General features: G+C 67.9%; 22 protein-coding genes and 1 pseudogene. 15 read left to right on the forward strand and 8 right to left on the reverse strand.

The window, feature by feature from the left end; all coding sequences use genetic code 11:
* On the reverse strand, positions 1 to 557 hold a 557-nt coding region (locus tag ABDW59_RS22515; protein ID WP_343633354.1), incomplete at its 3' end, for a phosphatidylserine decarboxylase.
* Positions 558 to 636: 79 nt separating this feature from the next.
* On the opposite strand from ABDW59_RS22515, the gene ABDW59_RS22520 reads away from it, so the two are divergent.
* From ABDW59_RS22520 to ABDW59_RS22530, 3 genes are all read left to right on the forward strand, one after another.
* Positions 637 to 2,310, forward strand: coding sequence for an aminotransferase class III-fold pyridoxal phosphate-dependent enzyme (locus tag ABDW59_RS22520; protein ID WP_343633356.1), 1,674 nt, complete (start codon positions 637 to 639; stop codon positions 2,308 to 2,310).
* Between the two features lie 212 nt (positions 2,311 to 2,522).
* Positions 2,523 to 2,993 carry a Panacea domain-containing protein gene (locus ABDW59_RS22525; protein ID WP_343633358.1) on the forward strand — a complete coding sequence of 157 codons (471 nt, stop codon included), beginning with the start codon at positions 2,523 to 2,525 and terminating at the stop codon, positions 2,991 to 2,993.
* Positions 2,990 to 3,226 (forward strand): hypothetical protein, encoded by a 237-nt coding sequence (locus ABDW59_RS22530; protein ID WP_343633360.1) that lies wholly within the window; start codon positions 2,990 to 2,992, stop codon positions 3,224 to 3,226. Before ABDW59_RS22525 ends, ABDW59_RS22530 begins: the two co-directional genes overlap by 4 nt.
* 7 nt (positions 3,227 to 3,233) lie before the next feature.
* Here ABDW59_RS22530 and ABDW59_RS22535 read toward each other — a convergent pair whose 3' ends face one another.
* On the reverse strand, positions 3,234 to 4,199 hold the full coding sequence (locus ABDW59_RS22535) for an alpha/beta hydrolase (protein ID WP_343633362.1): 966 nt from the start codon (positions 4,197 to 4,199) through the stop codon (positions 3,234 to 3,236).
* A gap of 120 nt (positions 4,200 to 4,319) precedes the next feature.
* Positions 4,320 to 5,003, reverse strand: a complete 684-nt coding sequence (locus ABDW59_RS22540; RefSeq protein WP_343633364.1) for a hypothetical protein — start codon at positions 5,001 to 5,003, stop codon at positions 4,320 to 4,322.
* A gap of 133 nt (positions 5,004 to 5,136) precedes the next feature.
* On the opposite strand from ABDW59_RS22540, the gene ABDW59_RS22545 reads away from it, so the two are divergent.
* Positions 5,137 to 6,396 carry a glycosyltransferase family 1 protein gene (locus tag ABDW59_RS22545; protein WP_343633366.1) on the forward strand — a complete coding sequence of 420 codons (1,260 nt, stop codon included), beginning with the start codon at positions 5,137 to 5,139 and terminating at the stop codon, positions 6,394 to 6,396.
* Between the two features lie 142 nt (positions 6,397 to 6,538).
* Here the strand turns inward: ABDW59_RS22545 and lplT are convergent, their stop codons facing one another.
* Complete coding sequence (lplT, locus tag ABDW59_RS22550; protein ID WP_343633368.1) at positions 6,539 to 7,810, reverse strand: lysophospholipid transporter LplT; 1,272 nt, start codon at positions 7,808 to 7,810, stop codon at positions 6,539 to 6,541.
* A 100-nt stretch (positions 7,811 to 7,910) separates the two neighbouring features.
* Here lplT and ABDW59_RS22555 point away from each other — a divergent pair, with 100 nt between their 5' ends.
* From ABDW59_RS22555 to ABDW59_RS22605, 11 genes are all read left to right on the forward strand, one after another.
* Positions 7,911 to 9,950, forward strand: a complete 2,040-nt coding sequence (locus tag ABDW59_RS22555; protein WP_343633370.1) for an RNB domain-containing ribonuclease — start codon at positions 7,911 to 7,913, stop codon at positions 9,948 to 9,950.
* 16 nt (positions 9,951 to 9,966) lie between these two features.
* Positions 9,967 to 10,827, forward strand: coding sequence for a TonB family protein (locus ABDW59_RS22560; RefSeq protein WP_343633372.1), 861 nt, complete (start codon positions 9,967 to 9,969; stop codon positions 10,825 to 10,827).
* A 70-nt stretch (positions 10,828 to 10,897) separates the two neighbouring features.
* The gene (aroE, locus tag ABDW59_RS22565) at positions 10,898 to 11,836 is read left to right on the forward strand and encodes a shikimate dehydrogenase (RefSeq protein ID WP_343633374.1); all 939 of its coding nucleotides are present in this window, start codon (positions 10,898 to 10,900) and stop codon (positions 11,834 to 11,836) included.
* The gene (mtgA, locus tag ABDW59_RS22570; protein ID WP_343633376.1) at positions 11,833 to 12,582 is read left to right on the forward strand and encodes a monofunctional biosynthetic peptidoglycan transglycosylase; all 750 of its coding nucleotides are present in this window, start codon (positions 11,833 to 11,835) and stop codon (positions 12,580 to 12,582) included. Before aroE ends, mtgA begins: the two co-directional genes overlap by 4 nt.
* 82 nt (positions 12,583 to 12,664) lie before the next feature.
* Positions 12,665 to 13,270, forward strand: a complete 606-nt coding sequence (locus ABDW59_RS22575) for a hypothetical protein (protein WP_343633378.1) — start codon at positions 12,665 to 12,667, stop codon at positions 13,268 to 13,270.
* Positions 13,270 to 13,830 (forward strand): TlpA disulfide reductase family protein, encoded by a 561-nt coding sequence (locus ABDW59_RS22580; protein WP_343633380.1) that lies wholly within the window; start codon positions 13,270 to 13,272, stop codon positions 13,828 to 13,830. Before ABDW59_RS22575 ends, ABDW59_RS22580 begins: the two co-directional genes overlap by 1 nt.
* 178 nt (positions 13,831 to 14,008) lie before the next feature.
* Positions 14,009 to 14,461, forward strand: coding sequence for a type II 3-dehydroquinate dehydratase (gene aroQ, locus ABDW59_RS22585; protein ID WP_343633382.1), 453 nt, complete (start codon positions 14,009 to 14,011; stop codon positions 14,459 to 14,461).
* Between the two features lie 69 nt (positions 14,462 to 14,530).
* Complete coding sequence (gene accB / locus ABDW59_RS22590) at positions 14,531 to 15,004, forward strand: acetyl-CoA carboxylase biotin carboxyl carrier protein (protein WP_343633384.1); 474 nt, start codon at positions 14,531 to 14,533, stop codon at positions 15,002 to 15,004.
* A gap of 13 nt (positions 15,005 to 15,017) precedes the next feature.
* Positions 15,018 to 16,367, forward strand: coding sequence for an acetyl-CoA carboxylase biotin carboxylase subunit (gene accC / locus ABDW59_RS22595; protein ID WP_067065625.1), 1,350 nt, complete (start codon positions 15,018 to 15,020; stop codon positions 16,365 to 16,367).
* Positions 16,368 to 16,556: 189 nt separating this feature from the next.
* Entirely contained in the window at positions 16,557 to 17,453 is an 897-nt protein-coding gene (gene prmA / locus ABDW59_RS22600; protein ID WP_343633396.1) for a 50S ribosomal protein L11 methyltransferase, read from the forward strand.
* A 65-nt stretch (positions 17,454 to 17,518) separates the two neighbouring features.
* On the forward strand, positions 17,519 to 19,120 hold the full coding sequence (locus ABDW59_RS22605; protein ID WP_343633388.1) for a DUF3426 domain-containing protein: 1,602 nt from the start codon (positions 17,519 to 17,521) through the stop codon (positions 19,118 to 19,120).
* A 97-nt stretch (positions 19,121 to 19,217) separates the two neighbouring features.
* Here ABDW59_RS22605 and ABDW59_RS22610 read toward each other — a convergent pair whose 3' ends face one another.
* From ABDW59_RS22610 to ABDW59_RS22625, 4 genes and pseudogenes are all read right to left on the reverse strand, one after another.
* Positions 19,218 to 19,871: a histone gene (locus ABDW59_RS22610; RefSeq protein WP_343633390.1), complete on the reverse strand. Its 654-nt coding sequence runs from the start codon at positions 19,869 to 19,871 to the stop codon at positions 19,218 to 19,220.
* 15 nt (positions 19,872 to 19,886) lie between these two features.
* Entirely contained in the window at positions 19,887 to 20,033 is a 147-nt protein-coding gene (locus ABDW59_RS22615; RefSeq protein ID WP_343633392.1) for a hypothetical protein, read from the reverse strand.
* A 62-nt stretch (positions 20,034 to 20,095) separates the two neighbouring features.
* Positions 20,096 to 21,268: a ribonucleotide-diphosphate reductase subunit beta gene (locus ABDW59_RS22620; protein WP_343633394.1), complete on the reverse strand. Its 1,173-nt coding sequence runs from the start codon at positions 21,266 to 21,268 to the stop codon at positions 20,096 to 20,098.
* Between the two features lie 317 nt (positions 21,269 to 21,585).
* Positions 21,586 to 22,007 (reverse strand): annotated as a pseudogene (locus tag ABDW59_RS22625) (ribonucleoside-diphosphate reductase subunit alpha); the annotation flags it as partial.

A 22,007-nucleotide genomic window follows, 5' to 3' on the forward strand; every position in this document is an offset into this window, starting at 1 on the left:
ACGCGCTTGAGCGCGATCGGATTGACGTTCCAGGTGTCGCCGGCGATGTGGGTGACGCGCTCGATGCGCAGGTCGGCCGGCGCGTGGAAGCGGTGGTACATGGACGAGGTCAGCCGCAGCGTCAGGTAGCTCCCGTTCAGATAGGGCGCGGCGCGGGTCGCGTCGCCGAAGAGTTCGGCGATCCGGTAGTCCATGCCCTTGGCCTGCAGCGCCATGCCGCGCATGACCGGGCCGTGCGCGCCGACGATGGCGTCGCAGGGGCTGACGAGGGTCCCTGGCGTCGGATCGATGGGGCGCATGCCCGGCTTGAGCCGGCGCGTGAAGACCTCGCGCAGCGAGCGGTAGCCGCGCGCCGGCGTCTGCGCCTCGCTCAGATCCAGGTCGGTGAAGAGCCGCCAGATCGCGACGCTCAGGCGCGTCAGCAGCGGGGACTCGAGGGCCGCGTACCAGCCCATGAAGCGCGTCAGCGCCAGACGGGGTACGCGATTGGTGAGCAGGAAGTTGAGCGATTCCTGTTGGGTCAGACGGTCGCGCCAGCGAGCCAATTTCATGGACATGTCAATTCCGTCGGATACATATCTGCGCAATTTGCCAATGCTGTGTGACAGCAGAACGAGGCTCCGGAGGCCCATGCCCATGTCGACGTCGATCTTCACTTTCGATCTGCTGCCCGTCGCCGCGGCGGCGCTGGGCCTGGCGGCCCTGTACTACGCGCCGACCGGCTGGCGCCGACTGCAGCTGTCGCGCGCCAAGCATCCCTCGCTGGCGGGGCACTCGCGCATGGCGGTGCGGCTGGCGCGGCTGATGCCGACGCAGCGCTTCGACGAGCAGCGCTTCTTCGACGCCGACGATGCCTCGACCGAGATCGTCGACCGCCGCCGCGCCAGCTTCGGCGCGCTGTCGGCCACGCTCAAGCGCCGCCACGCGCGAAGCATCGCCACGACGCAGGCGATGAAGCCCTCGCTGCCGGATCTGCAGTTCACCAGCACCTACCGCGTGCCGCCGCCCTTCAGCCCGCTGGTGCAGAAGGAGCTGCCGCTCGGCCCCGTGATGACGGCCGCCGAGGGCCACTGGCTGACCGACGCCGACGGCGAGCGCTTCATCGATCTGGCCGGCAGCTACGGAGTGAATCTCTTCGGCTACGACTTCTATCGCGACTGCATCGCCGAGGGCGCGAAGCGGGTGGACAAGCTCGGGCCGGTGCTGGGCGTCTACCACCCGCTGGTGGAGGAGAACACGCGGCGCATCCTGGGCCATGCGCGGATGGACCAGCTGTCCTTCCACATGTCGGGCACGGAGGCCGTCATGCAGGCGGTGCGGCTGGCCCGCTATCACACGGGGCGGACGCACCTGGTGCGCTTCTGCGGCGCGTATCACGGCTGGTGGGACGAGGCCCAGCCGGGTCCGGGCAATCCGCTGCCGGCCGAGCGCACCTACACGCTGCGCGACATGCATGAACGCAGCCTGCAGGTGCTGCGCACGCGACGCGACATCGCCTGCGTGCTGGTGAATCCGCTGCAGGCGCTGCATCCCAACAAGCCGGCGCCGGGCGACGGCTCGCTGGTGGACAGCTCGCGCCGCGCGTCCTACGACCGGGCGGCCTATGCCGCCTGGCTGAAGCAGCTGCGCGAGGTCTGCACCGAGCGCAACATCGCGCTGATCTTCGACGAGGTCTTCATGGGCTTCCGCCTGGGCGCGGGCGGCGCGCAGGATTACTTCGGCGTGCGCGCCGATCTGGTGACCTACGGCAAGACGCTGGGCGGCGGACTGCCGGTGGGCGTGGTGTGCGGCCGCGCGGCGTGGATGAAGCGCTATCGCGAGGAACGGCCGGCGGACATCTGCTTCGCGCGCGGGACCTTCAACACGCATCCCTACGTGATGGGCGCGATGTCGGTCTTCCTGGACGCGCTGGAAACGCCGGAGCGCCAGCGCCAGCTCGCCGATCAGGACGAGCAGCAGGATGCGCGCCGCGCGCGCTTGAACGCGGCGCTCGAGGCGGAGGGGCTTCCGGTGCGCGCGGCCAACATGTCGTCGATCTGGACGCTCTACTACACGCAGCCCTCGCGCTACAACTGGATGCTCCAGTTCTTCCTGCGCGAGCAAGGTCTGGCGCTGAGCTGGGTGGGCACGGGCCGGATGATCTTCAGCCTGGACTTCAGCGAGGCCGACTTCGACGAGGTCCTGCGGCGCGTGGTCGCCGCCTCGCGCGCGATGCGTGACGGCGGCTGGTGGAGCACCGGTCCCGAGATGGACAGCAACAAGGCGATCAAGCGCCGGCTGCTGATGGAGACGCTGGGGCTGCGGGGGTAAGAGGACGAGACTCCGGAACGCGGCGCTGAATCGCCGCTGACGCGACTCCCCCGGAGGAAGGGCTGCCTCGTGCGCCGCTCCCTCCGAAGCCGGAACTTCCGGCCTTCATTGACGGATGTCAGAGCCTCCCCCTGTCTTTGGCGAGGAGCGATTTCTAGACTTCTCGATCTGCCCCGTGCCGTCGCATGGGACGTGTCTGGAGGAGTCACTCGATGTACTCGGCATTCTCTGTCGCCAACGCGTTCATCAAACGCGGTTTGGAAGGCCGCCTGCCCGGCCTCACGCCGATGAAGCTCCAGAAGCTTCTGTTCTTCACGCAAGCCTGGTACCTCAAGGTCGTGGGCGAGCCCTTGATCGACGAGATCTTCACTCGTCGAGAGAACGGTCCCATCCTGCCGTCGGTCTATTACCAGCTGAAGGATTACGACGAGCGCATCGTCGGCCAGACGATTCGAATCCTCGGGGGATCGGACTCGCGCTACGAGTGGAAGGTACCCGTGCTGCGAGAGGATGACGAGAACACCTGGGAACTGATCGACGCCATCATCGGCTCCTACGGACACCTCAGCCCGAGGGTGCTGTCCGACATGACCCATCTACCCGGATCGGCGTGGTCGCAAGGGAGCGTGCTGTGTGAGGCGATCCCGAATGAAGCCATTCGTCTCGACCCGACGATCACATGACGCCGCGCATCATCAATGACTGGAAGGGCCCGAAGACGGTTGCCCGCCCTGCGCTTCGCTCGGACGTCATGACCGGCCCCAGCAGACCAAAGGTCGCCGGCCCGAACGAGCTGGACGCGTTTCAAGGCGAGCTGCTGGCCAAGGGCGTGACCGTCAGCGTGCTGGCGGCCTTCCTCGGCGTGATCCGCGGACTGTTTCCAGGCAAGGACAAGGAGGACAAGAGCGTCGCCTGATCCGCCCTCAGCGCTGCGCGGTGGACGCCGATGCTGCGGCGGAGGCCGGCGCCAATGGAGAGGATGCCGGCGATGCCGCCGCTTGAGCCCCCTCACCCGTCTTCGCGGCCTCGCGCTGTTGCGCCTCCTTCGTCACCGCCTCGATCGCGGCGACGACCACTTCCGGCTTGTCCCGCTGGATGTAATGGCCCGCCCCTTCCACCGGCTGCAAGCCCTTCGCCCCAGTCAGCGGGAGCCAGTTCGGCTCCAGCCCGTGGACCATGGTCTCAAAACCGCTGGCCGCCTCCATCGGCGAATACACCGTCCGCGTCAGCACCCGCACCGGCACGTCGGGGCGCGGCTTCTGCAGCAGCGCGTCCACGCACTCCTGCTGCAGGTTGAACTCCACCTGCATCGTTCCGCGGAACACACGCCGGCTCATGCTCTCCAGCATGTTGGCCATGATGGGGACCTCGACCTGCATGCGGCGCAGATGCATCGGATGCGTCGCGTCGACGAGCACGATGCCCGCGACCTCGTCCGGATACAGCCGCGAGTAGGCGTACTGGTACAACCCGCCGATCGAGTGTCCCACCAGCACATACGGCGGCTTGACGCCCGCGCTCTGCAGCAGCTCATGCAGCTCGGTCGCGATGCCGCAGGGATTGCGCGGCCGCGGCGACGAGCCGGTGCTCTCTCCGTAACCCGGCCGGTCGTAGGCGAAAACGCTGTAATGCTCGCGCAGCTGGCTCAGCACCGGGATCCACGGGTCTCGGCCGTCGCCCAGGCCCGATTGCAGGACGATGGTCGGCGCTCCGTGCCCCACCTTGGTGTAGACGATGGGGCCACCCACCACGCGCTGATTCCCAGTGTTGGGCATCACGCTGGCGCAGCCGGCCATCAGTACGGCCGCCGCGCACACCGCGGCCGACGCGATCACGCGCGGCGACGGCAAGGACATCGGCGCCCTTGGGCGCCGCTCTTTCAAAAACATGCGGGAACTCCTTCTGGTCGGCGGGCGCGGCCGGATCCTCGAGATCCGCCGTCCAGCCGCCCATCCCCGCGCTTCTGGACGATCCGCCGCAGCGGACCGTCACGCGTCGTCCCTCTCGAGTCAGGCGGCCTGTTCGCCGTTCACGGCATTGTGCCCATCGCCGCGCGACCACAGCATCGGGTCCATGCGCTCACCGCGCAGCAGGTGCAGCGGCGCGTGGCGGTACAGCATGATGTCGTGGAAGGGGTCGGTGATGATCTTGGTCGCCCAGGCCAGACCGGTGCGCAGGTCTCGGGTCACGGCCAATTGCAGGACGCGGAACACCAGGCCGCCCGCGCCGATCCAGAACCACACCAGACCCAGCTGGTGCAGGTAGTCGGCAAAACCGGTGGCCGGCTCGAACACGCCGAACAGCCCCGGCTGCAGCCACAGCAGCACCGGCGAGGCGGCCCACAGCCCCATCAGCACGACCTTGCGGCGCAGGTTGTAGCCGACCTTGATCGCTTCCTTGTATTCATGCGTGGCCTGGTTCACTTCGTCGTAGCCCTTGGGCTCGAAGAAGAAGTGACCCGCTTGGCGGCTGGTCATCGAGACGCCCCAGGCGAGCAGCGCAGCCCACGCGGGATCGACCAGCAGCAGGCCGTAGGCGATCACGAAGCAGCAGGCGCTGAGCAGATGCAGCGACTGGTTGATGCGGCAATGGTGGTAGTAGCGGTGGTCGTCCCAACGCTGTTCATTCAGGAGTGCCAGGAAGTCTTTCATGCGGGCCTCGTCCAGGTGTGAGCGGGTGAGCGTGCCGGTCATCGATGGCAATCGCGTGATGTCGCGGTGATGCGTCGATGACGAACGCGTGGCGACTGTGTCGATGCGCTGTTTCAGGCGCGTGACGGTCGAGGCCGTCACAGAACTGTTGCGATCGGCGACCATCATCCGCGCCATGACGACCCCGCCGATCGAACTCGAAGTCGACGAGCTCCCCACCCGCCAGCGCCATTTCCGGGTGGCCGTGGTGACGGAGACCTATCCGCCCGAGGTGAACGGCGTGGCGCGCAGCATCGCGTGCGTCGTGAAGGGGCTACAGGCACGCGACCACGCGGTGCAGCTGCTGCGGCCGCGGCAGGCGCCGGCAGGGATGCCCGTTCCGCAGGAAGCCCCGGTGGACGAGGTGCTGATGCGCGGGCTGCCGGTGCCGCGGTATCCGCATCTGCGCATGGGGGTGGTGTCCAAGCGCACGCTGGTCAATCTCTGGGCCAACCGCCGGCCGGACGTGGTGCACATCGCAACGGAAGGACCGATGGGCTGGTCGGCACTGCAGGCGGCGCGGCAGCTCAAGCTGCCGGTGGTCTCGGAGTTCCGGACCAACTTCCATGCCTACGCCCAGCATTACGGCATCGGCTGGCTGCGCCGGCCGCTGCTGGCCTATCTGCGCAAGTTCCACAACCGCTGCCACAGCACGATGGTGCCGAATGCGGCGCTGGCGGGCGAGTTGATGGCGCAGGGCTTCCGACACGTCAGCGTGATCGCGCGCGGGGTGGATACGCAGCTCTTCCATCCGGGGCGTCGCAGCGAGGCGCTGCGCGAGAGCTGGGGCGCGGCGCCGGGCGATCCGGTGCTGCTGCATGTCGGACGCCTTGCGGCCGAGAAGAATCTTCAGCTGATCGCCGAGCTCTGGCCGGCGGTCCGACAACGCCATCCGCGCGCGCGGCTGTTGCTGGTGGGCGACGGCCCCGCGCGGGCGGAGCTCGAGCAGCAGTTGCCGCCGTCGTCCAACGTGGTGTTCGCGGGGATGCGGCATGGGGACCAGCTGGCTACCTGCTATGCCAGCGGCGATCTCTTCGTCTTCCCGTCCATCACCGAAACCTACGGGAACGTGACGCCGGAAGCCCTCTCCAGCGGACTGCCGGTGATGGCCTTCCAGTACGCGGCGGCAGCTTTGCTCGTGCGTGACGGCGTGAACGGCGGACTCGCACCGTTCAACGATTCGGCAGCCTTCCGGGCACGGACCCTGGCGCTGCTGGACGACCTGCCACGTCTTCGCGCCATGAGCGCCCTGGCACGGGATACCGCGGACTCGCTCGGGTGGGACGGCATCGTTCAAGGCATCGAACAGGTCTACGCGTCCGCCATCGACGGCACCAGCATCGCGCTGCGGGCCGGATCCCAGCTGTCAGGGATGACGGCAACAGGGGCGCTCTGAGCTTTTCTTTGCCCTCGATGCGGGGACCGAGCACCCGCTCGAAGCAAGCCCGGCGCGGGGTGACCCTCAGCCGCGGGAGGGCGCCCAACTCCCTGCGCTCACCTCCGGCTCGCTGCGGTCAAACAGTCTGCGCCCAGTCAGTTCACGATGCACGCTTCGCGTGCCCCGCTTGCGCTTCAGGACACCCCGCGCCGGGCTCGCTTCGAGCTCCATCCGCGGAGAATCGGCCCCAGCCCATCAGCAGCAGGACGCACAGGCAGACGAACAGGCCCAGACCGCTCATCAGCCAGACCAGCGGAACGCCCACGGCCTGGAGAATCGCGTAGCTGCCCAGCATCAACAGGATGCTCAGGTTCTCGTTAAACCCCTGCACGGCGATGGAACGGCCCGCGCTCAGGATCTGCACACCACGGTGCTGCAGCAAGGCATTCATCGGGACGACCATCGCGCCGCCCACCGCGCCGACCAGCACCATCGCGGGCAACGCCCAGCCCAGCGACGTCACCCAGGGGGTGCCCAGCATCAGCGCGCCCAGCATCAATCCCAAGGGCATCACCTTGAGCGAGTGGTGCAGCGCGATCCAGCGTCCCGCCAGACCGGCGCCGGCGACCACGCCCACCGCCACCGTGGCCTGCAGGTAGGCGCCCTGGCTGAGGCGCAAACCCAACACGTCCTGCGCCCATTGCAAGACCGCGAGCTGCAGGGTCGCGCCGGCACCCCAGAAGAGCGTCGTCATCGACAGCGACAGGCGACCGCCCAGACGGTCCCGCCATAGCGCGGCGTTGGAGATGTAGAAATCGCGCAGGATCGCGCGCGGGCGGCGTGGCGCCTTGGGGTAGCCGATGCCGCTCTCCGGGACGCGCAACTGCAGCAGCGCGGCGAGCGCGTACACGCCCAGCAGCGCGCACAGCGACACCGTCAGCGGATGCGCCACATCCAGACTCGCGGCCTGCGCCATCCACCAGGGGCTCACCAGCAGACCACCCACCAACGTGCCCAGCAGCACCGAGCACACGACCGAGACCTCGATCCAGCCGTTGGCAGCGACGAGCTTGCTCGGCGGGACGATCTCGGTGATCAGGCCGTATTTGGCCGGGGCGTAGCAGGCCGCGGCGGTGCCGACGATGCCGAAGGCGATCAGCGGATCCAGTCCCAGCGCCATCAGGCCGACGCCGATCGCCTTCAGACCATTCATGCAGCTCATCAGCGCGACCTTGGGCCAGGCGTCGGCGATCAGGCCCACCACCGGCGCCAGACCGACGTAGGCCAGGGTGAAGCAGAGCTTGAGCAGGGGCGCCCACCAGAGGGGCTGGCCCATCTCGCGCAGCAGCGCGATGCCGACGATGAGGAGCGCGTTGTCCGCCAGCGCGGAAAAGAACTGCGCGGCGATGAGGGTGTGAAAGCGCGGTGGCATGGGCGCGGCAAGTATGCGAAAAGGCCGTGACCGCCGCTTGACACCCGGTCACCACACGCCCGACTGAGCGCCCCTCCCTTTCAGCGACAATCCCGCCGCTATGTTTGCCCTGTTCGAAGACGCCGGAAAATTCCTCGCCGGCCGCATCCTGTCCGAAGCCGAATCCTCGATTCAGATCGAGCTCGATTCGGGCAAGCGCGTCAAAGTGAAAGCCGCGCATGTCCTCATCAAGTTCGACAAGCCCTCGCCGGCCGAGCTGATCGCGGACGGCCAACGCCTGTCCGAGGAGATCGACCTCGACCTGGCCTGGGAGTTCGCGCCCGAAGGCGAGTTCGGCTTCGCCGACCTGGCCCGCGACTACTTCGACGCCAAGGCGACGCTGAGCCAGCAGGCCGGCGCGCTGTTCCGGCTGTTCGAGGCCCCGCATTACTTCCGCCGCATGGGCAAGGGCCTGTTCAAGAAGGCGCCCGCGGAAACGGTGAAGGCCGCCCTGCTGGGCATCGAGCGCAAGAAGCAGATCGCCGCCCAGATCGAGCAATGGGCCGCCGAACTGGCCGCAGGCCAGTGCCCGGCCCCCATCGGCGAGCAGATCTACAAGATCCTGTTCCGCCCCGACAAGAACGGCCCCGAGTACAAGGCCGTGGTCGAGGCCGCCAAGCGCAGCCAGAAGGCGCCGCTGGACCTGCTCAAGGACGCCGGCGCCATCGCCAGCCCCTATCAGTTCCACTGGAAGCGCTTCCTCTTCGAACACTTCCCCAAGGGCACGGGCTTCCCCGCGCTCAGCGCGCCCGAGATCAAGGAAGAGCTGCCGCTCGCGCCCGTGCGCGCCTTCTCGATCGACGATTCGCAGACGACGGAAATCGACGACGCGCTGTCGGTCCAGGGCCTGGGAACGGGCACCGTGGTCTTCGGCGTGCACATCGCCGCGCCGGGCCTGGCGATCCAGCCGGACTCGGCCGTGGACAAGGTCGCTCGCGACCGCTTCTCGACCGTCTACATGCCGGGCTGGAAGCTGACCATGCTGCCGGACGACGTGGTGCAGGCCTACACGCTGATCGAGGGCCGCGACTGCCCCGCCGTCAGCATCTACCTGACCATGGATGAGGCGACGCTGGAGATCACCGCGCGCGAGACCAAGCTCGAGCGCGTGCCCATCGCCGCCAACCTGCGCCACGACAAGCTCGACGACGTCATCACCGACGCGACGCTGACCGGCGCGGCCCCGGCCGATTACGATTTCGCGGCGGAGCTGGCCTTCGCCTACCGCCTGGCCAAGGACCTCAAGGCCAAGCGCGAGATCGTGCGCGGCAAGCCCGAGACCTTCAACCGTCCGGACTACAACTTCCGGCTGGAAGGCAACGACGGCCGCGAGCCCGATGGCAGCGAACAGGTCGCGATCTCGACGCGCGCCCGCGGCACGGCGCTGGACCTGATCGTGGCCGAGGCGATGATCCTGGCCAACTCCAGCTGGGGCGGCATCCTTGCCGAATGCGGCGTGCCGGGCATCTACCGCAGCCAGGCCAGCCTGGCGCCGGGCATGAAGGTCCGCATGGGCACCAAGCCGGCGCCGCACGCGGGCATGGGCGTCTCGCAATACACCTGGGCAACCTCCCCATTGCGCCGCTATGTCGACCTGGTCAACCAGTGGCAGATCATCGCCTGCGCCCGTCACGGCAAGACCGCCGCGCTGGCTGCGCCGTTCAAGCCCAAGGACGCGCAGCTGTTCTCCATCATCTCGGGCTTCGACGCCGCCTACAGCGCCTACAACGGCTTCCAGTCCGGCATCGAGCGCTACTGGACGCTGAAGTATCTGCAGCAGAACGACATCACCGAGCTGACCGCCGCCGTGCTCAAGGACGGCCTGGTGCGCGCCGACACGCTGCCGCTGGTGTTCCGCGCCCTGGGCTGCGAGAACCTGCCGCGCAACAGCCATGTGAAGGTTCGCATCACCGGCCTGGATGAGCTGACGCTGGACGTGCACGCCAACCTGGTCGAGCGCCTGGACGCCGAGGCCGCCGATGCCCAAGCCGGCGCCGATGCCGAGTCCGAGGAGGACGAGGAACCGGCCGGCGTGCTGACGCTGGCGATCGACGTCAACGAGGACGGCGCCGAAGCCCCCGCCGCGCCGACCGCGTCCTGATCCCTTCGCGACCACGATGCCCAAGCTCAGCGTCCTGCATTACGCCCTGATCTTCTCGGCCGGCGTGCATCTGGGCCTGGGCGCGCTGAAGCTGGTCGCGCCGGAGCAGTTCAACCGGATCTTCCAGGACGAGGCGCTCGAGGTCGTGCTGGTGAACGCGCGCGGTCAGACCGCGCCGGACAAGGCGCAGGCGCTCGCGCAGGCCAGTCTGGCCGGCGGCGGCGAGCTGGCCGCCAACGTGCGGGCGACCTCGCCGATGGCGCCCTCCCCGCTGGAGGAAACCGGCGACAGCATCGAGCGCGAGCACAGCCAGATCCAGCAGCTGCAGCAGGTGCAGGAGCAGTTGCTCACGCAGCTGCGGCGCCAGCTGGCGATGCTGCCGCCGCCCGACCCCATCCGCGACAAGAGCACCGTCGAGGGCCGCCAGATCGCCGAGCATCGCCGCCAGCTGGTCCAGACCCTGGCCGAGATCGAGAAGCGGGTGAACGTCGAGAACGCGCGGCCCAAGAAGCGCTACGTCAGCCCGGCCACGCGCGAGACGGTCCATGCGGTCTATTACGACCAGCTGCGCCGCCGCATCGAGACCCGCGGCACGCGCGACTTCCCGTCCTATCAAGGCCGCAAGCTCTATGGCGAGCTGACGATGAACATCCAGGTCGACTACCGGGGCCGTGTCGTCGACACCGAGATCGTGCAGAGCTCCGGCAACAATGTGCTGGACCGCCGCGCCGTCGCGATCGTGCGAGCCGCCGCGCCTTTCGGCCAGTTCACGACCGAGATGCGCCGCGGCGCCGAGATCCTGGTGATGTCCTTCCGCTTCCGCTTCAACCGCGACGAGAGCGTGGAGACAACACTGAGCGCGCCTCAGCCGTCCTGAGCGTGAGCTCCGACGTTCGCGTCCGTCACGACCTCACGACCTCCTCTCAGCCTCCTCTATATAGAGAGCCATGAGCGCCGCCTCCCACTCCCCCATCGCTTCCGCTGCTTCCGCTGCTTCTGCTGCTTCTGCTGCTCCGCTCGACCGCTATGCGGTCGCCGGCAACCCCGTCGCGCACAGCCGCTCGCCCGAGATCCACGCCGCCTTCGCCGCGCAGACCGCTCAAACGCTGGTCTATGAGCGTCTGCTCTGCCCGCTGGACGATTTCGAGGCGACGATCCGCGGCTTCGTCGCGGCCGGCGCGCGCGGCTGCAACGTCACCGTGCCCTTCAAGTTCGAGGCGTTCAATCTCGCGCAACGCCTGACCCCGCGCGCGCGTCTGGCCGGCGCGGTCAACACGCTGCGTTTCGACGCCGCGGCCGACGGCGGCTGGCTGGGCGACAACACCGACGGCGCCGGCCTGGTCGCCGACATCGAACGCAATGCCGCCCGGCCGCTGCGCGGCCTGCGCGTGTTGCTGATCGGCGCGGGTGGCGCCTCCGCCGGCGTGCTTGGCAGCCTGATCTCGGCCCGCCCGGCCGAGATCCGCATCGTCAACCGCAGCCCGGACAAGGCGCGCGCGCTGGTCGACAGTCACCGCGCGTGGGCCGACGAGCACGGCGTCGCGCTGAGCGCCGGCGCGCTCGACGATGCCGCACCCAAGGGTCCGCACGAGGTGCTGATCAACGGCACCAGCGCCTCGCTCAGCGGCGCCGGCGTGCCGCTGCCCGATACCGGCGCGCCGGTGCTGGCCCCAGGCGGACTGGCGGTCGACATGATGTACGGCCCCTCCGCCGCGGTCTTCCTGGATTGGGCGGACGCGCAGTCCGGTCCCGGCGGCGCGCGACGCGACGGCCTGGGCATGCTGGTCGAGCAAGCCGCCGAGGCCTTCCTGGTCTGGCGCGGCGTGCGCCCGGACAGCGCCCCCGTGCTGGCCGAGCTGCGCCGCAAGCTGGAGTCCGCCGCATGAAGCAGCAGGTCTGGCGTCTGGTCGGCATGCTGCTCGTCAGCATCGTCTGCCTGCAGCTCTACTTCCTCGCCCGCATCGCCGTGATGACCGTGGTGGCTCCCCAGTCCACCACCTTCCAACGCTCCGAGGCGCTGCGCCTGGCGCGCGAGAAGCACCAGATTCTCTGGTCCCAGGAATGGGTGGACGACGACCAGATCAGCAAGCACCTCAAGCGCGCCGTCATCGCCAGCGAGGACGCCGGCTTCATGGAGCACGGCGGCGTCGAGTGGGACGCGATCCAGAAGGCCCTGGACAAGAACCAGAAGGCGCAGGAGCAGGCCGACAAGCGCGCCGCCCGCCTCGCCAAGGTCGCCCCCAACAAGCCGCCGCCGGTCCCCAAAGTCATCGGCGGCTCGACCATCAGCCAGCAACTGGCCAAGAACCTGTTCCTCAGCGCCGAGCGGACCTTCCTCCGCAAGGGCCAGGAGATCGCGTTGACCTACATGCTGGAGACCTTGCTCGGCAAGCACCGCATCCTCGAGATCTACCTGAACAACGTCGAGTGGGGCGAAGGCGTGTTCGGGGCGCAGGCAGCGGCGCGCCATTACTTCCGCGTCGACGCGGAGCGGCTCGGACCGAATCAGGCGGCCCGGCTCGCGGTGATGCTGCCCGCGCCCAAGCGGTTCGAGAAACGCCCCAGCTCGCCCTACGTGATGAGCCGGGCTGGCACCATCGAGGCCCGGATGGGCGCGGTCGAGATACCCTGAGCGACCCGCGCCGCCGTGAGGCGGGCTGCGCGCAGCCCCGGCAGACCTGTCCGGACTTCCGTCCGCGTCCCGAGAGAAGGCCATGACCCCAGAACTGACGACCGAAATCGCCGCCACGGCCGCCCGGCTGGTGGTGGAAGAAGGCCTGGAATACGGCCCCGCCAAGACCCGCGCGCTGAAGACGCTGGGCCTGCCCGCCCGCACCGCGCTGCCCAGCAATGACGAGCTGGAGGACCAGGTCCGCGACTATCTGGCCCTCTTCTGCGCCGATACCCAGCCCGACGAGTTGCGCGCGCTGCGCGAGCTGGCCGCCGTCTGGATGGAGCGCCTGGCCGAGTTCCGCCCCCACCTGAGCGGCGCCGTCTGGCGCGGCACCGCGACCCGGCTGTCCAACATCCATCTCCAGCTGTATTGCGATGACAGCAAATCGGCGGAGATCGCGCTGCTCAACCAGGGGATCGATTACGACGTCGGCCAGGCCCGCAATGCGCGCGGTCAGACGGTGGACCAGCTCATCCTCGATGTCCCCTGCCCCGCGCTGAAGGAGCACATCCCCATCGCGCTGACCATCCTGGATTACAACGACCAGCGCGGCGCGCTCAAGCCCGACGCGCGGGGTCGGACCGAACGCGGCGACCTTGCGGCGCTGCGCCAATTGCTGGATACGGATACGACGAAGGACGAGTGATGCAACGACGCGCGATCTTGGGTTTGGGCGCCGCCGGTCTGGCGGCTGCGGGAGCGGGTGCGTATCTCGCCCTGCGCCATGGGCATGGCGGGCCGGGCGTCGGCGCTGCTGCCCCGACCGGCCCGCTGTCGGCGCAAGCCGCCGCCTTCTGGAATGCCAGCTTCGACAGCCTGGACCAGTCCACCTACCAGCCGGCCCAGCATCTGCGCGGCAAGCCGCTGCTGCTGAACTTCTGGGCAACCTGGTGTGCGCCCTGCGTCAAGGAGCTGCCGGAGATCAACCAGTTCCACGACGAGTTCGCGGCCAAAGGCTGGCAGGTCCTGGGACTCGCAGTGGACGCGCCGACGCCGGTGCGCGGTTTCCTCGAGAAGCTGCCGCTGAAGTTCCCGGTCGTGCTGGCCGGCTTGACCGGGACCGACCTGTCCAAGACCCTGGGCAACAGCAAAGGCGGACTTCCATTTACCGTCGCCTTCGGCCCGCAAGGCGAACCGATCTGGCGCAAACTTGGCGCGACCCACCTCGAAGAATTGCGCGAGATGGCGCGGGGCGTTCAGGTCTGACCGCTTCCCGACCTCGGGTCAACCCCAGGAAGGGAGGGGCTCCGGCCATAGCCGTCGCCCCAACCCAGGTCAAGCCATTTATTTTTGGGAAGCCGCCGGGATCTGGAGCCAAAAGGCGTAAAGTCCACCCTTTTACGCTTCTAGTGTCTTCGCTCTAAATGGCAGGACCGGTCGCTGAATGCAAGTTCTGGTACTACACGGCCCCAACCTCAATCTGCTCGGCACTCGCGAGCCCGAGGTCTACGGCGCGACCACTTTGGCGCAGATCGACGACGATCTGCGGCAGATCGCGCAGGAAGCCGGCGTAGCTCTGGAGAGCTATCAGAGCAACCATGAAGGGGCTCTGGTGGACCGCATCCAGGCGGCCGGGCGCGACGGGACGCGCTTCATCATCATCAATCCGGCGGCCTACACGCACACCAGCGTCGCGATTCGCGACGCGCTGGCGGCGGTGGCCGTTCCGTTCGTTGAAGTGCACCTGTCCAACATCCACAAGCGGGAATCCTTCAGGCATCACAGCTACCTGTCGGACCTCGCCGTGGGCGTCATCTGCGGCCTCGGCCCGGCGGGTTACCGTCTGGCGCTGCAATACGCATTGCAGTTCGCGCAGAGCCAGCGTCGACCGTCCTGAGACGCACGGCCCCGCGGCCGCGAGAAGACCCCTTCGAAGACCACAACCGATCCCCGTTGGAGAAACCGTATGGATCTGCGCAAGCTCAAGACCCTGATCGACCTGGTGTCCGAGTCGAACATCTCTGAACTTGAAATCACCGAAGCCGACGGCAAGGTGCGCATCGTCAAGTCCGATGGCCAGCCCGTCGTGGCGGCCATGCCGATGATGCAGGCCGCGCCGCAGATGGTCGCCCCGCCGGCGGCACAGGCCGCTCCGGCCGCAGCCGCCCCGGCGCCCGTCGCCGCGCCGGCGCCGGCCGCCGAGACCGGCCACATCGTCAAGTCGCCGATGGTCGGCACCTTCTATCGCGCCTCCAGCCCCAACGCCAAGCCCTTCGCGGAAGTCGGCCAGCAGGTCAAGGAAGGCGACCCGATCTGCATCATCGAGGCGATGAAGATCATGAATGAGATCGAAGCCGACAAGTCCGGCACGATCGTCAAGATCCTGGCCGAGAACGGTCAGCCGGTGGAATTCGGCCAGTCGCTGATCGTCATCGAGTAAGGCGGCCCCCAACATGTTCAAGAAGATCCTCATCGCGAATCGCGGCGAGATCGCTCTTCGCATCCAGCGCGCTTGCCGCGAGCTGGGCGTGAAGTCGGTCGTCGTGTATTCGGAAGCGGACCGCGACGCGAAGTACGTGAAGCTGGCCGACGAGGCCGTCTGCATCGGCCCCGCTCCGTCCGCCCAGAGCTATCTGTCGATGCCGGCCATCATCGCGACGGCCGAAGTCACCGACGCCGAAGCGATCCACCCCGGCTACGGCTTCCTGTCCGAGAACGCCGACTTCGCCGAGCGCGTCGAGCGCAGCGGGTTCACCTTCATCGGCCCGACGCCGGAAAACATCCGCACGATGGGCGACAAGGTCTCGGCCAAGCAGGCCATGATCAAGGCCGGCGTCCCCTGCGTGCCCGGCTCCGAAGGCGCCCTGCCCGACGACCCGAAGGAGATCGTCCGCATCGCCCGCGCGGTCGGCTATCCGGTGATCATCAAGGCCGCCGGCGGCGGCGGCGGACGCGGCATGCGCGTGGTCCACACCGAGGCCGCCCTGGTCAACGCGGTGCAGATGACCAAGGCCGAAGCGGCCGCGGCCTTCGGCAATCCGCAGGTCTACATGGAGAAGTTCCTGGAGCATCCGCGTCACGTGGAGATCCAGGTGCTGGCCGACGGTCACAAGAACGCCGTCTGGCTGGGCGAGCGCGACTGCTCCATGCAGCGCCGTCACCAGAAGATCATCGAGGAAGCGCCGGCGCCCGGCATCCCGCGTCGCCTGATCGAGCGCGTCGGCGACCGCTGCGCCGCCGCCTGCAAGAAGATGGGTTACCGCGGCGCAGGGACGTTTGAATTCCTGTACGAGAACGGCGAGTTCTACTTCATCGAGATGAACACCCGCGTGCAGGTGGAACATCCGGTGACCGAGCTGGTGACCGGCATCGACATCGTGCAGATGCAGATCCGCATCGCCGCCGGCGAGAAGCTCCCCTTCACGCAGCGCAACATCACGATGCGCGGCCACTCGATCGAGTGCCGCATCAATGCCGAGGACCCGGTGAAGTTCATCCCGTCCCCGGGCCGCATCACGATGTGGCACCCGCCCGGCGGCCCCGGCGTGCGCGTGGACTCGCATGCGTACACGAACTACTTCGTCCCTCCGAACTATGACTCGATGATCGGCAAGATCATCGTGCACGGCGACACCCGCGAGCAGGCCCTGGCCCGCATGCGCATCGCGCTGTCGGAGACCGTCGTCGAAGGCATCCAGACCAACATCCCGCTGCACCGCGAACTGATGGCCGACGCCAAGTTCATCGAAGGCGGCACCGACATCCACTATCTGGAGCAGTGGATGGCGGCGCACAAGCGCTGATCGACACAGGCTGTCGATCACGGCCCTGTCGCTCGCTGAGCGACAATGCAAGGCCCTCAAGCGCGGACGCAGGTCCGCCTTGAGGGCTTGTCCTTTTTTGATTCCCTGATCCCCTCATCCGCCGATGCCTGCTGAGCGCATCGCCGTCCCGGAGCCGCCATGAGCGAACACACCCCCAACCCGTCCCTGCTGCATGAGCTCGTGCTGATCTGCCGCGAGGAAGACGTCGAGACCGTGAGCGACGCGCTGATGGAGGTCGAGTCGCTGGCCGTGTCCGTCGAGGACGCCGACGCCGACACGCCCGCCGAGCACGCGCTGTTCGGCGAGCCCGGCATGCCCGCGCCCAAGCCGGGCTGGGAACGCTCGGTGGTGAAGGCGCTGTTCGCGACCGAGGCCGAGGCGACCGAGGCCGCCACGCTGCTGCTCGCGCAGGACTGGGCCACCGATGTGCATGTGCAGACCATCCAGGCGGTGGCGGAGCAGGACTGGGTCCGGCTGACCCAATCGCAGTTCGCGCCGGTGGAGATCACACCCGAGTTCTGGATCGTCCCGTCCTGGCATGAGGCGCCCGCGCAAGCCAAGCACGTCATGCGGCTGGATCCGGGCCTGGCCTTCGGCACCGGCACGCATCCGACCACGCGCATGTGCCTGCGCTGGATCGCGGGCCATGGCGCGGAAGCCGCGGGCTGGCAGCGCGTGCTGGATTACGGCTGCGGCTCCGGCATCCTCGCGATCGCGACTGGCCTGTTCGGCGCCAAGCACATCGACGCGGTCGACATCGATCCGGCCGCGGTGACCGCCTCGGTCCAGAACGCCAAGGACAACGGCGTGACGCTGAACGCCGCGCTGCCCGACGCCGCGCAGGGCGAGTACCCCATTGTGCTGGCCAACATCCTGGCCACGCCGCTGAAACTGCTGGCGCCGCTGCTGTGCAGCCACCTCGCGCCCGGCGGCCATCTGGTGCTGGCCGGCATCCTGGAACGCCAGGCCGACGAGCTCAAGGCGGCCTACGCACCCTACGTCCAGCTCGACGTCGCCGACAGCGAGGACGGCTGGATCCTGATGACGGCGCGCCGCGCGACTTGAGATCGAGGGCGGATGGGGGTGTTCACGGCAAGGACTGACCCTGGCTCCATGGCATCATCGCGCCCATGAATCTCGCGACCCGCTGCACCACCTGCGGCACCATCTTCCGGGTGGTCCAGGACCAGTTGCGCGTCTCCGAAGGCTGGGTGCGCTGCGGCCGTTGCGCCGAGGTGTTCGATGCCCGCGAGCAGCTGTTCGACCTCGAGCGCGACAGCCCGCCGCCCTGGCCGCCGACCAGCGCCGAAGCGCCCGTGGCGCCGGCGCCCGTCGCGCACCGGCCCGCGCCGGAACCTCCCTATCAGCCCTATCAAGGCCAGTTCCAGCCCAGCCAGCCGGCACCGCTGCCCGAGCCGCCGCGGCCCGCGCCGGCGCCGGCTTATCAACCCTCGTCATTCCAGCCGTCGTCGCACGAGCCCGCCGCGCATGAGCCGCCCGCGTCGGCCTACGCACCCGAGCCGCAGCACGCGCCCGAGCCTGCCTACGAAACGCCTCACGACCGACGCCATGAGCCACGCCATGAGCCACGCCAAGAGGCGCGCGATTCCTGGCTCGCCGCCGACGACGAGGACCTGAACCCCTTCGCTCCGCCGCGCCAGGTCAGCGACGAGGAGCTGTATGCCGAGGACCCGCCCGCGCACGCCTCGCGCTTCAATGCCACCGGTTTCGACGAGGAGTCTTTCGAGCAACGCCGCGAGCCCTTCCTGGACTCGCCCGCACCCGAGCCCGCCCTCGATCCTCGCGCCCATCTGCCCGAGCCCAAGGGCATGCGCTTCGAGGAGGACGAGCTGCCGCCGCCGATGCTGGACGACGACCGGCCCGACGTGACGCTGGCGCTGAGCCCAGCCACCGCTGCGCAGCTCGAAGCGCAGGAACCGTCCATGGAGCCGACCACGTCCATCCTGGCCGGCGACGAGGACGCATTCGCGGAAGCGCAGCGCGCGGCGCTGATCGCCAAGCCCAAGCGCTCGTGGAATCCGTTCAAGCGCTGGCGCCGCGAGAAGAAGTCGCCGGCGACGCATGCGGCCGAGACGACGATGACGGAGCTGGCGACCGAGTCGGAGCTCATGGCCGCCGCCGCGCTCCATGCGCCCACCGCGACGAGCGAGGCGCCGGGCTTTGGGGCATCCGCCCACACGGCCGCGTCCACCACGCCGGTGCCCAGCTTCATGCGCCAGGCCGAAGCCGCGCAGCGCTGGCAGCGTCCGGGCGTGCGCGTGGCGCTGGGCGGCGTCGCGACGCTGCTCGCGCTGGGTCTGATCGCGCAACTCGCGTGGCACGGCCGGGAGGCGATCGCCGCGCAGTACCCGGCCACTCGACCGGCGTTGAGCTCGCTCTCGCGAGCGATGGGTCAGGAGCTCCAGCCCTGGCGCCACATCGAGGCCCTCAGCGTCGAGAGCAGCAGCCTCAACCCCGCCGGTGCCGGCAACCAGTACCGCTTCAGCCTCAGCCTGCGCAATCGCAGCGGCTGGGAGGTCGCCCAGCCTTGGGTCGACCTGAGCCTGACGGACGCCACGGGACAGCTCGTCGTGCGACGCATGCTGTCGCCGACGGAGATGCAGGCCGGCCGTGTCGCGCTGCCTGCCGGCGCGGATCAGCAGCTGCAGCTGGTCTTCGACAGCGGCGCGCAGAAGATCAGCGGCTACTCGGTCGAGCTCTTCTACCCCTGAGCCAAGGCGCTCCGGCTCCCCAAAGAAAAAACCCGGCTTGCGCCGGGTTTGGAGGGCTGGGATGAACCGGACCCGAAGGCCCGGTCATCGCTCAAGCTCAGGGCTTGTTGCCGGTCGGGAAGGGCCACGCGGCTTGCGGGCTCAGCGCGGTCTTGGCGGCCGGGGCCGGCGCAGCGGCAGGCTTGGCAGCCGGGGCAGCGGCAGGCTTGGCGGCCTTGGGCGCAGCAGCCTTCTTGGCAGCAGGCTTCGCGGCAGGCTTGGCAGCGGCCTTGGGGGCAGCAGCCTTCTTTGCAGCGGGCTTGGCAGCGGCCTTGGGCGCGGCGGCCTTCTTGGCAGCGGGCTTCGCAGCGGCCTTCTTGGCAGCCGGCTTCGCGGCAGGCTTGGCGGCCTTGGCAGCAGCCTTGATCGGCGGCTTCTTGGCAGCGGTGGCCTTCTTCGGAGCAGCAGCCTTCTTGGCCGGAGCAGCCTTCTTGGCGGCCACGACCTTCTTCGCCGGAGCAGCCTTCTTGGCGGCAGCGACCTTCTTGGCCGGAGCGGCCTTCTTCACGGCAGCGGCCTTCTTCGGAGCAGCAGCCTTCTTGGCCGGAGCGGCCTTCTTGGCGGCAGCCACCTTCTTCGCCGGAGCAGCCTTCTTCGCCGGAGCAGCCTTCTTGGCCGGAGCGGCCTTCTTGGCGGCCGGAGCCTTCTTCACAGCGGCGGCCTTCTTGGCCGGGGCTTTCTTGGCCGGAGCGGCCTTCTTCGCAGTTGCCATTTCAGTTCTCCTTGATCAAGTGGAAATAGCCCTGCCCGTCATCAACCGGTTGATGCCGGTGCAGGTATTCATCGCCCACGCCGCGCGGGAGTTGCGCTGCGCGGTGCGATGAATTCGGTTGCGATGCGTGCCCGCCGCTTCTGCGTCGGTCAGGTCTCGCATCGCCAAGCTTGATCTCTTCTTCAAAAACAAACGTGCTTCGAGGGTCGCTCTGGCTTGGGATCTCAATCCCAGGACAGGGCGCCGCCCGATTGGTATTCGATGACCCGCGTCTCGAAGAAGTTGCGTTCCTTCTTCAAGTCGATCATTTCGCTCATCCACGGGAACGGATTCTCTTCATTCGGGAACAGCGCCTCCAGACCGATCTGGGTCGCGCGACGGTTCGCGATGTAGCGCAGGTAGCCCTTGAACATCGCCGCGTTCAGACCCAGCACGCCGCGCGGCATGGTGTCTTCAGCGTAGCGGTACTCGAGCTCCACGGCCTGCTGGAACAGCGCCTTGATCTCCGCGCGGAATTCGGGCGTCCACAGGTGGGGGTTCTCGAGCTTGATCTGGTTGATCAGGTCGATGCCGAAGTTGCAGTGCATCGACTCGTCGCGCAGGATGTACTGGTACTGCTCGGCCGCGCCGGTCATCTTGTTCTGACGACCCAGCGCCAGGATCTGCGTGAAGCCGACGTAGAAGAACAGGCCTTCCATCAGGCACGCGAAGACGATCAGCGACTTGAGCAGCGTCTGGTCGTTCTCGGGAGTGCCCGTCACGAAGTTGGGATCCATGATCGCGTCGATGAACGGGATCAGGAATTCGTCCTTGTCGCGGATCGACTTCACCTCGTGATAGGCGTTGAAGATCTCGCTCTCATCCAGACCCAGCGACTCGACGATGTATTGATACGCGTGCGTGTGGATCGCTTCTTCGAACGCTTGGCGCAGCAGGAACTGGCGGGCTTCGGGCGCCGTGATGTGGCGGTACGTGCCCAGCACGATGTTGTTGGCGGCCAGCGAGTCGGCGGTGACGAAGAAGCCGAGGTTGCGCTTGATGATGCGGCGCTCGTCCTCGGTCAGACCGTTCGGGTCCTTCCACAGCGCGATGTCGCGGGACATGTTCACTTCCTGCGGCATCCAGTGATTCGCGCAGGTGGCGAGGTACTTCTCCCACGCCCACTTGTACTTGAACGGGACCAGCTGATTGACGTCGGTCTGGCCGTTGATGATGCGCTTGTCGGCGACGTTGACGCGGCGCGTGTCGGCGCTCGCGGAGGACGCGGTGCTCATGCCGGCTGCGGGGACAGACGACTCACGCGCGACTGCGGCGTTGGCGGCAGTGGCTGCGTTGATCGGTGCGCCGTGCGACGGCGCGTTGCTCGAGGGCTTACGGTCTTCTTCCCAAACCAGCATGGTGGTCTTCCTATGGTCGCGGATTATCGGAGTGTTGTGTTCAAACACAAAGGACTTCTTGACTTTGACGCCGCTTCGCTGTTGCTGGTCCGCATCGCATTCGATGCGCGGGACCGTGTGCTGCGCGCCTCTTGATGGGCGCGGAATCGCGCCGATGAGCGGCGCGAATGAAGCCGGAGCGGCTCTCAGATCAAGCGTTCATCGATCGCTTGCGCGCGTGTCCGAAAAATCGGCCGATCGCCGCAAACATCGATGAACACTCGCATCGCGAGCGTCGGAGGTGTCGGCGCGAAGCGCGCGGACACCTCCTTCTCAACTTACTGGCAGGCCTCGCAACCCGGGTCGTCGATGGCGCAGAACGTCACGTCCGTCGCCGGCGTCGCATCGCCGAGTTCCGGTGCGCTCGCGCTCGGCATTGCCGCAACACTTGCCGCAGCGATCGGCACCGCAGCGACCGGCGCCGATGCGCTCATGCCGCCGCCGCTGCTCACCGCGTTGAGCTGACCGGCGTTCTGCACGGTGCTCTTCTCGGCATGCGTCGCGCCCATGGTGCGGAGGTAATACGTGGTCTTCAGACCGCGCTGCCACGCGAGCTTGTAGGTCTCGTCGAGACGCTTGCCCGACGCGCCGGCCATGTAGATGTTCAGGCTCTGCGCCTGGTCGATCCACTTCTGGCGACGCGCGGCGGCTTCGACCAGCCACACCGGATCCACCTCGAAGGCGGTCGCGTACAGATGCT

It is taken from the genome of Roseateles sp. (assembly GCF_039595295.1).
GTDB lineage: Bacteria > Pseudomonadota > Gammaproteobacteria > Burkholderiales > Burkholderiaceae_C > Roseateles.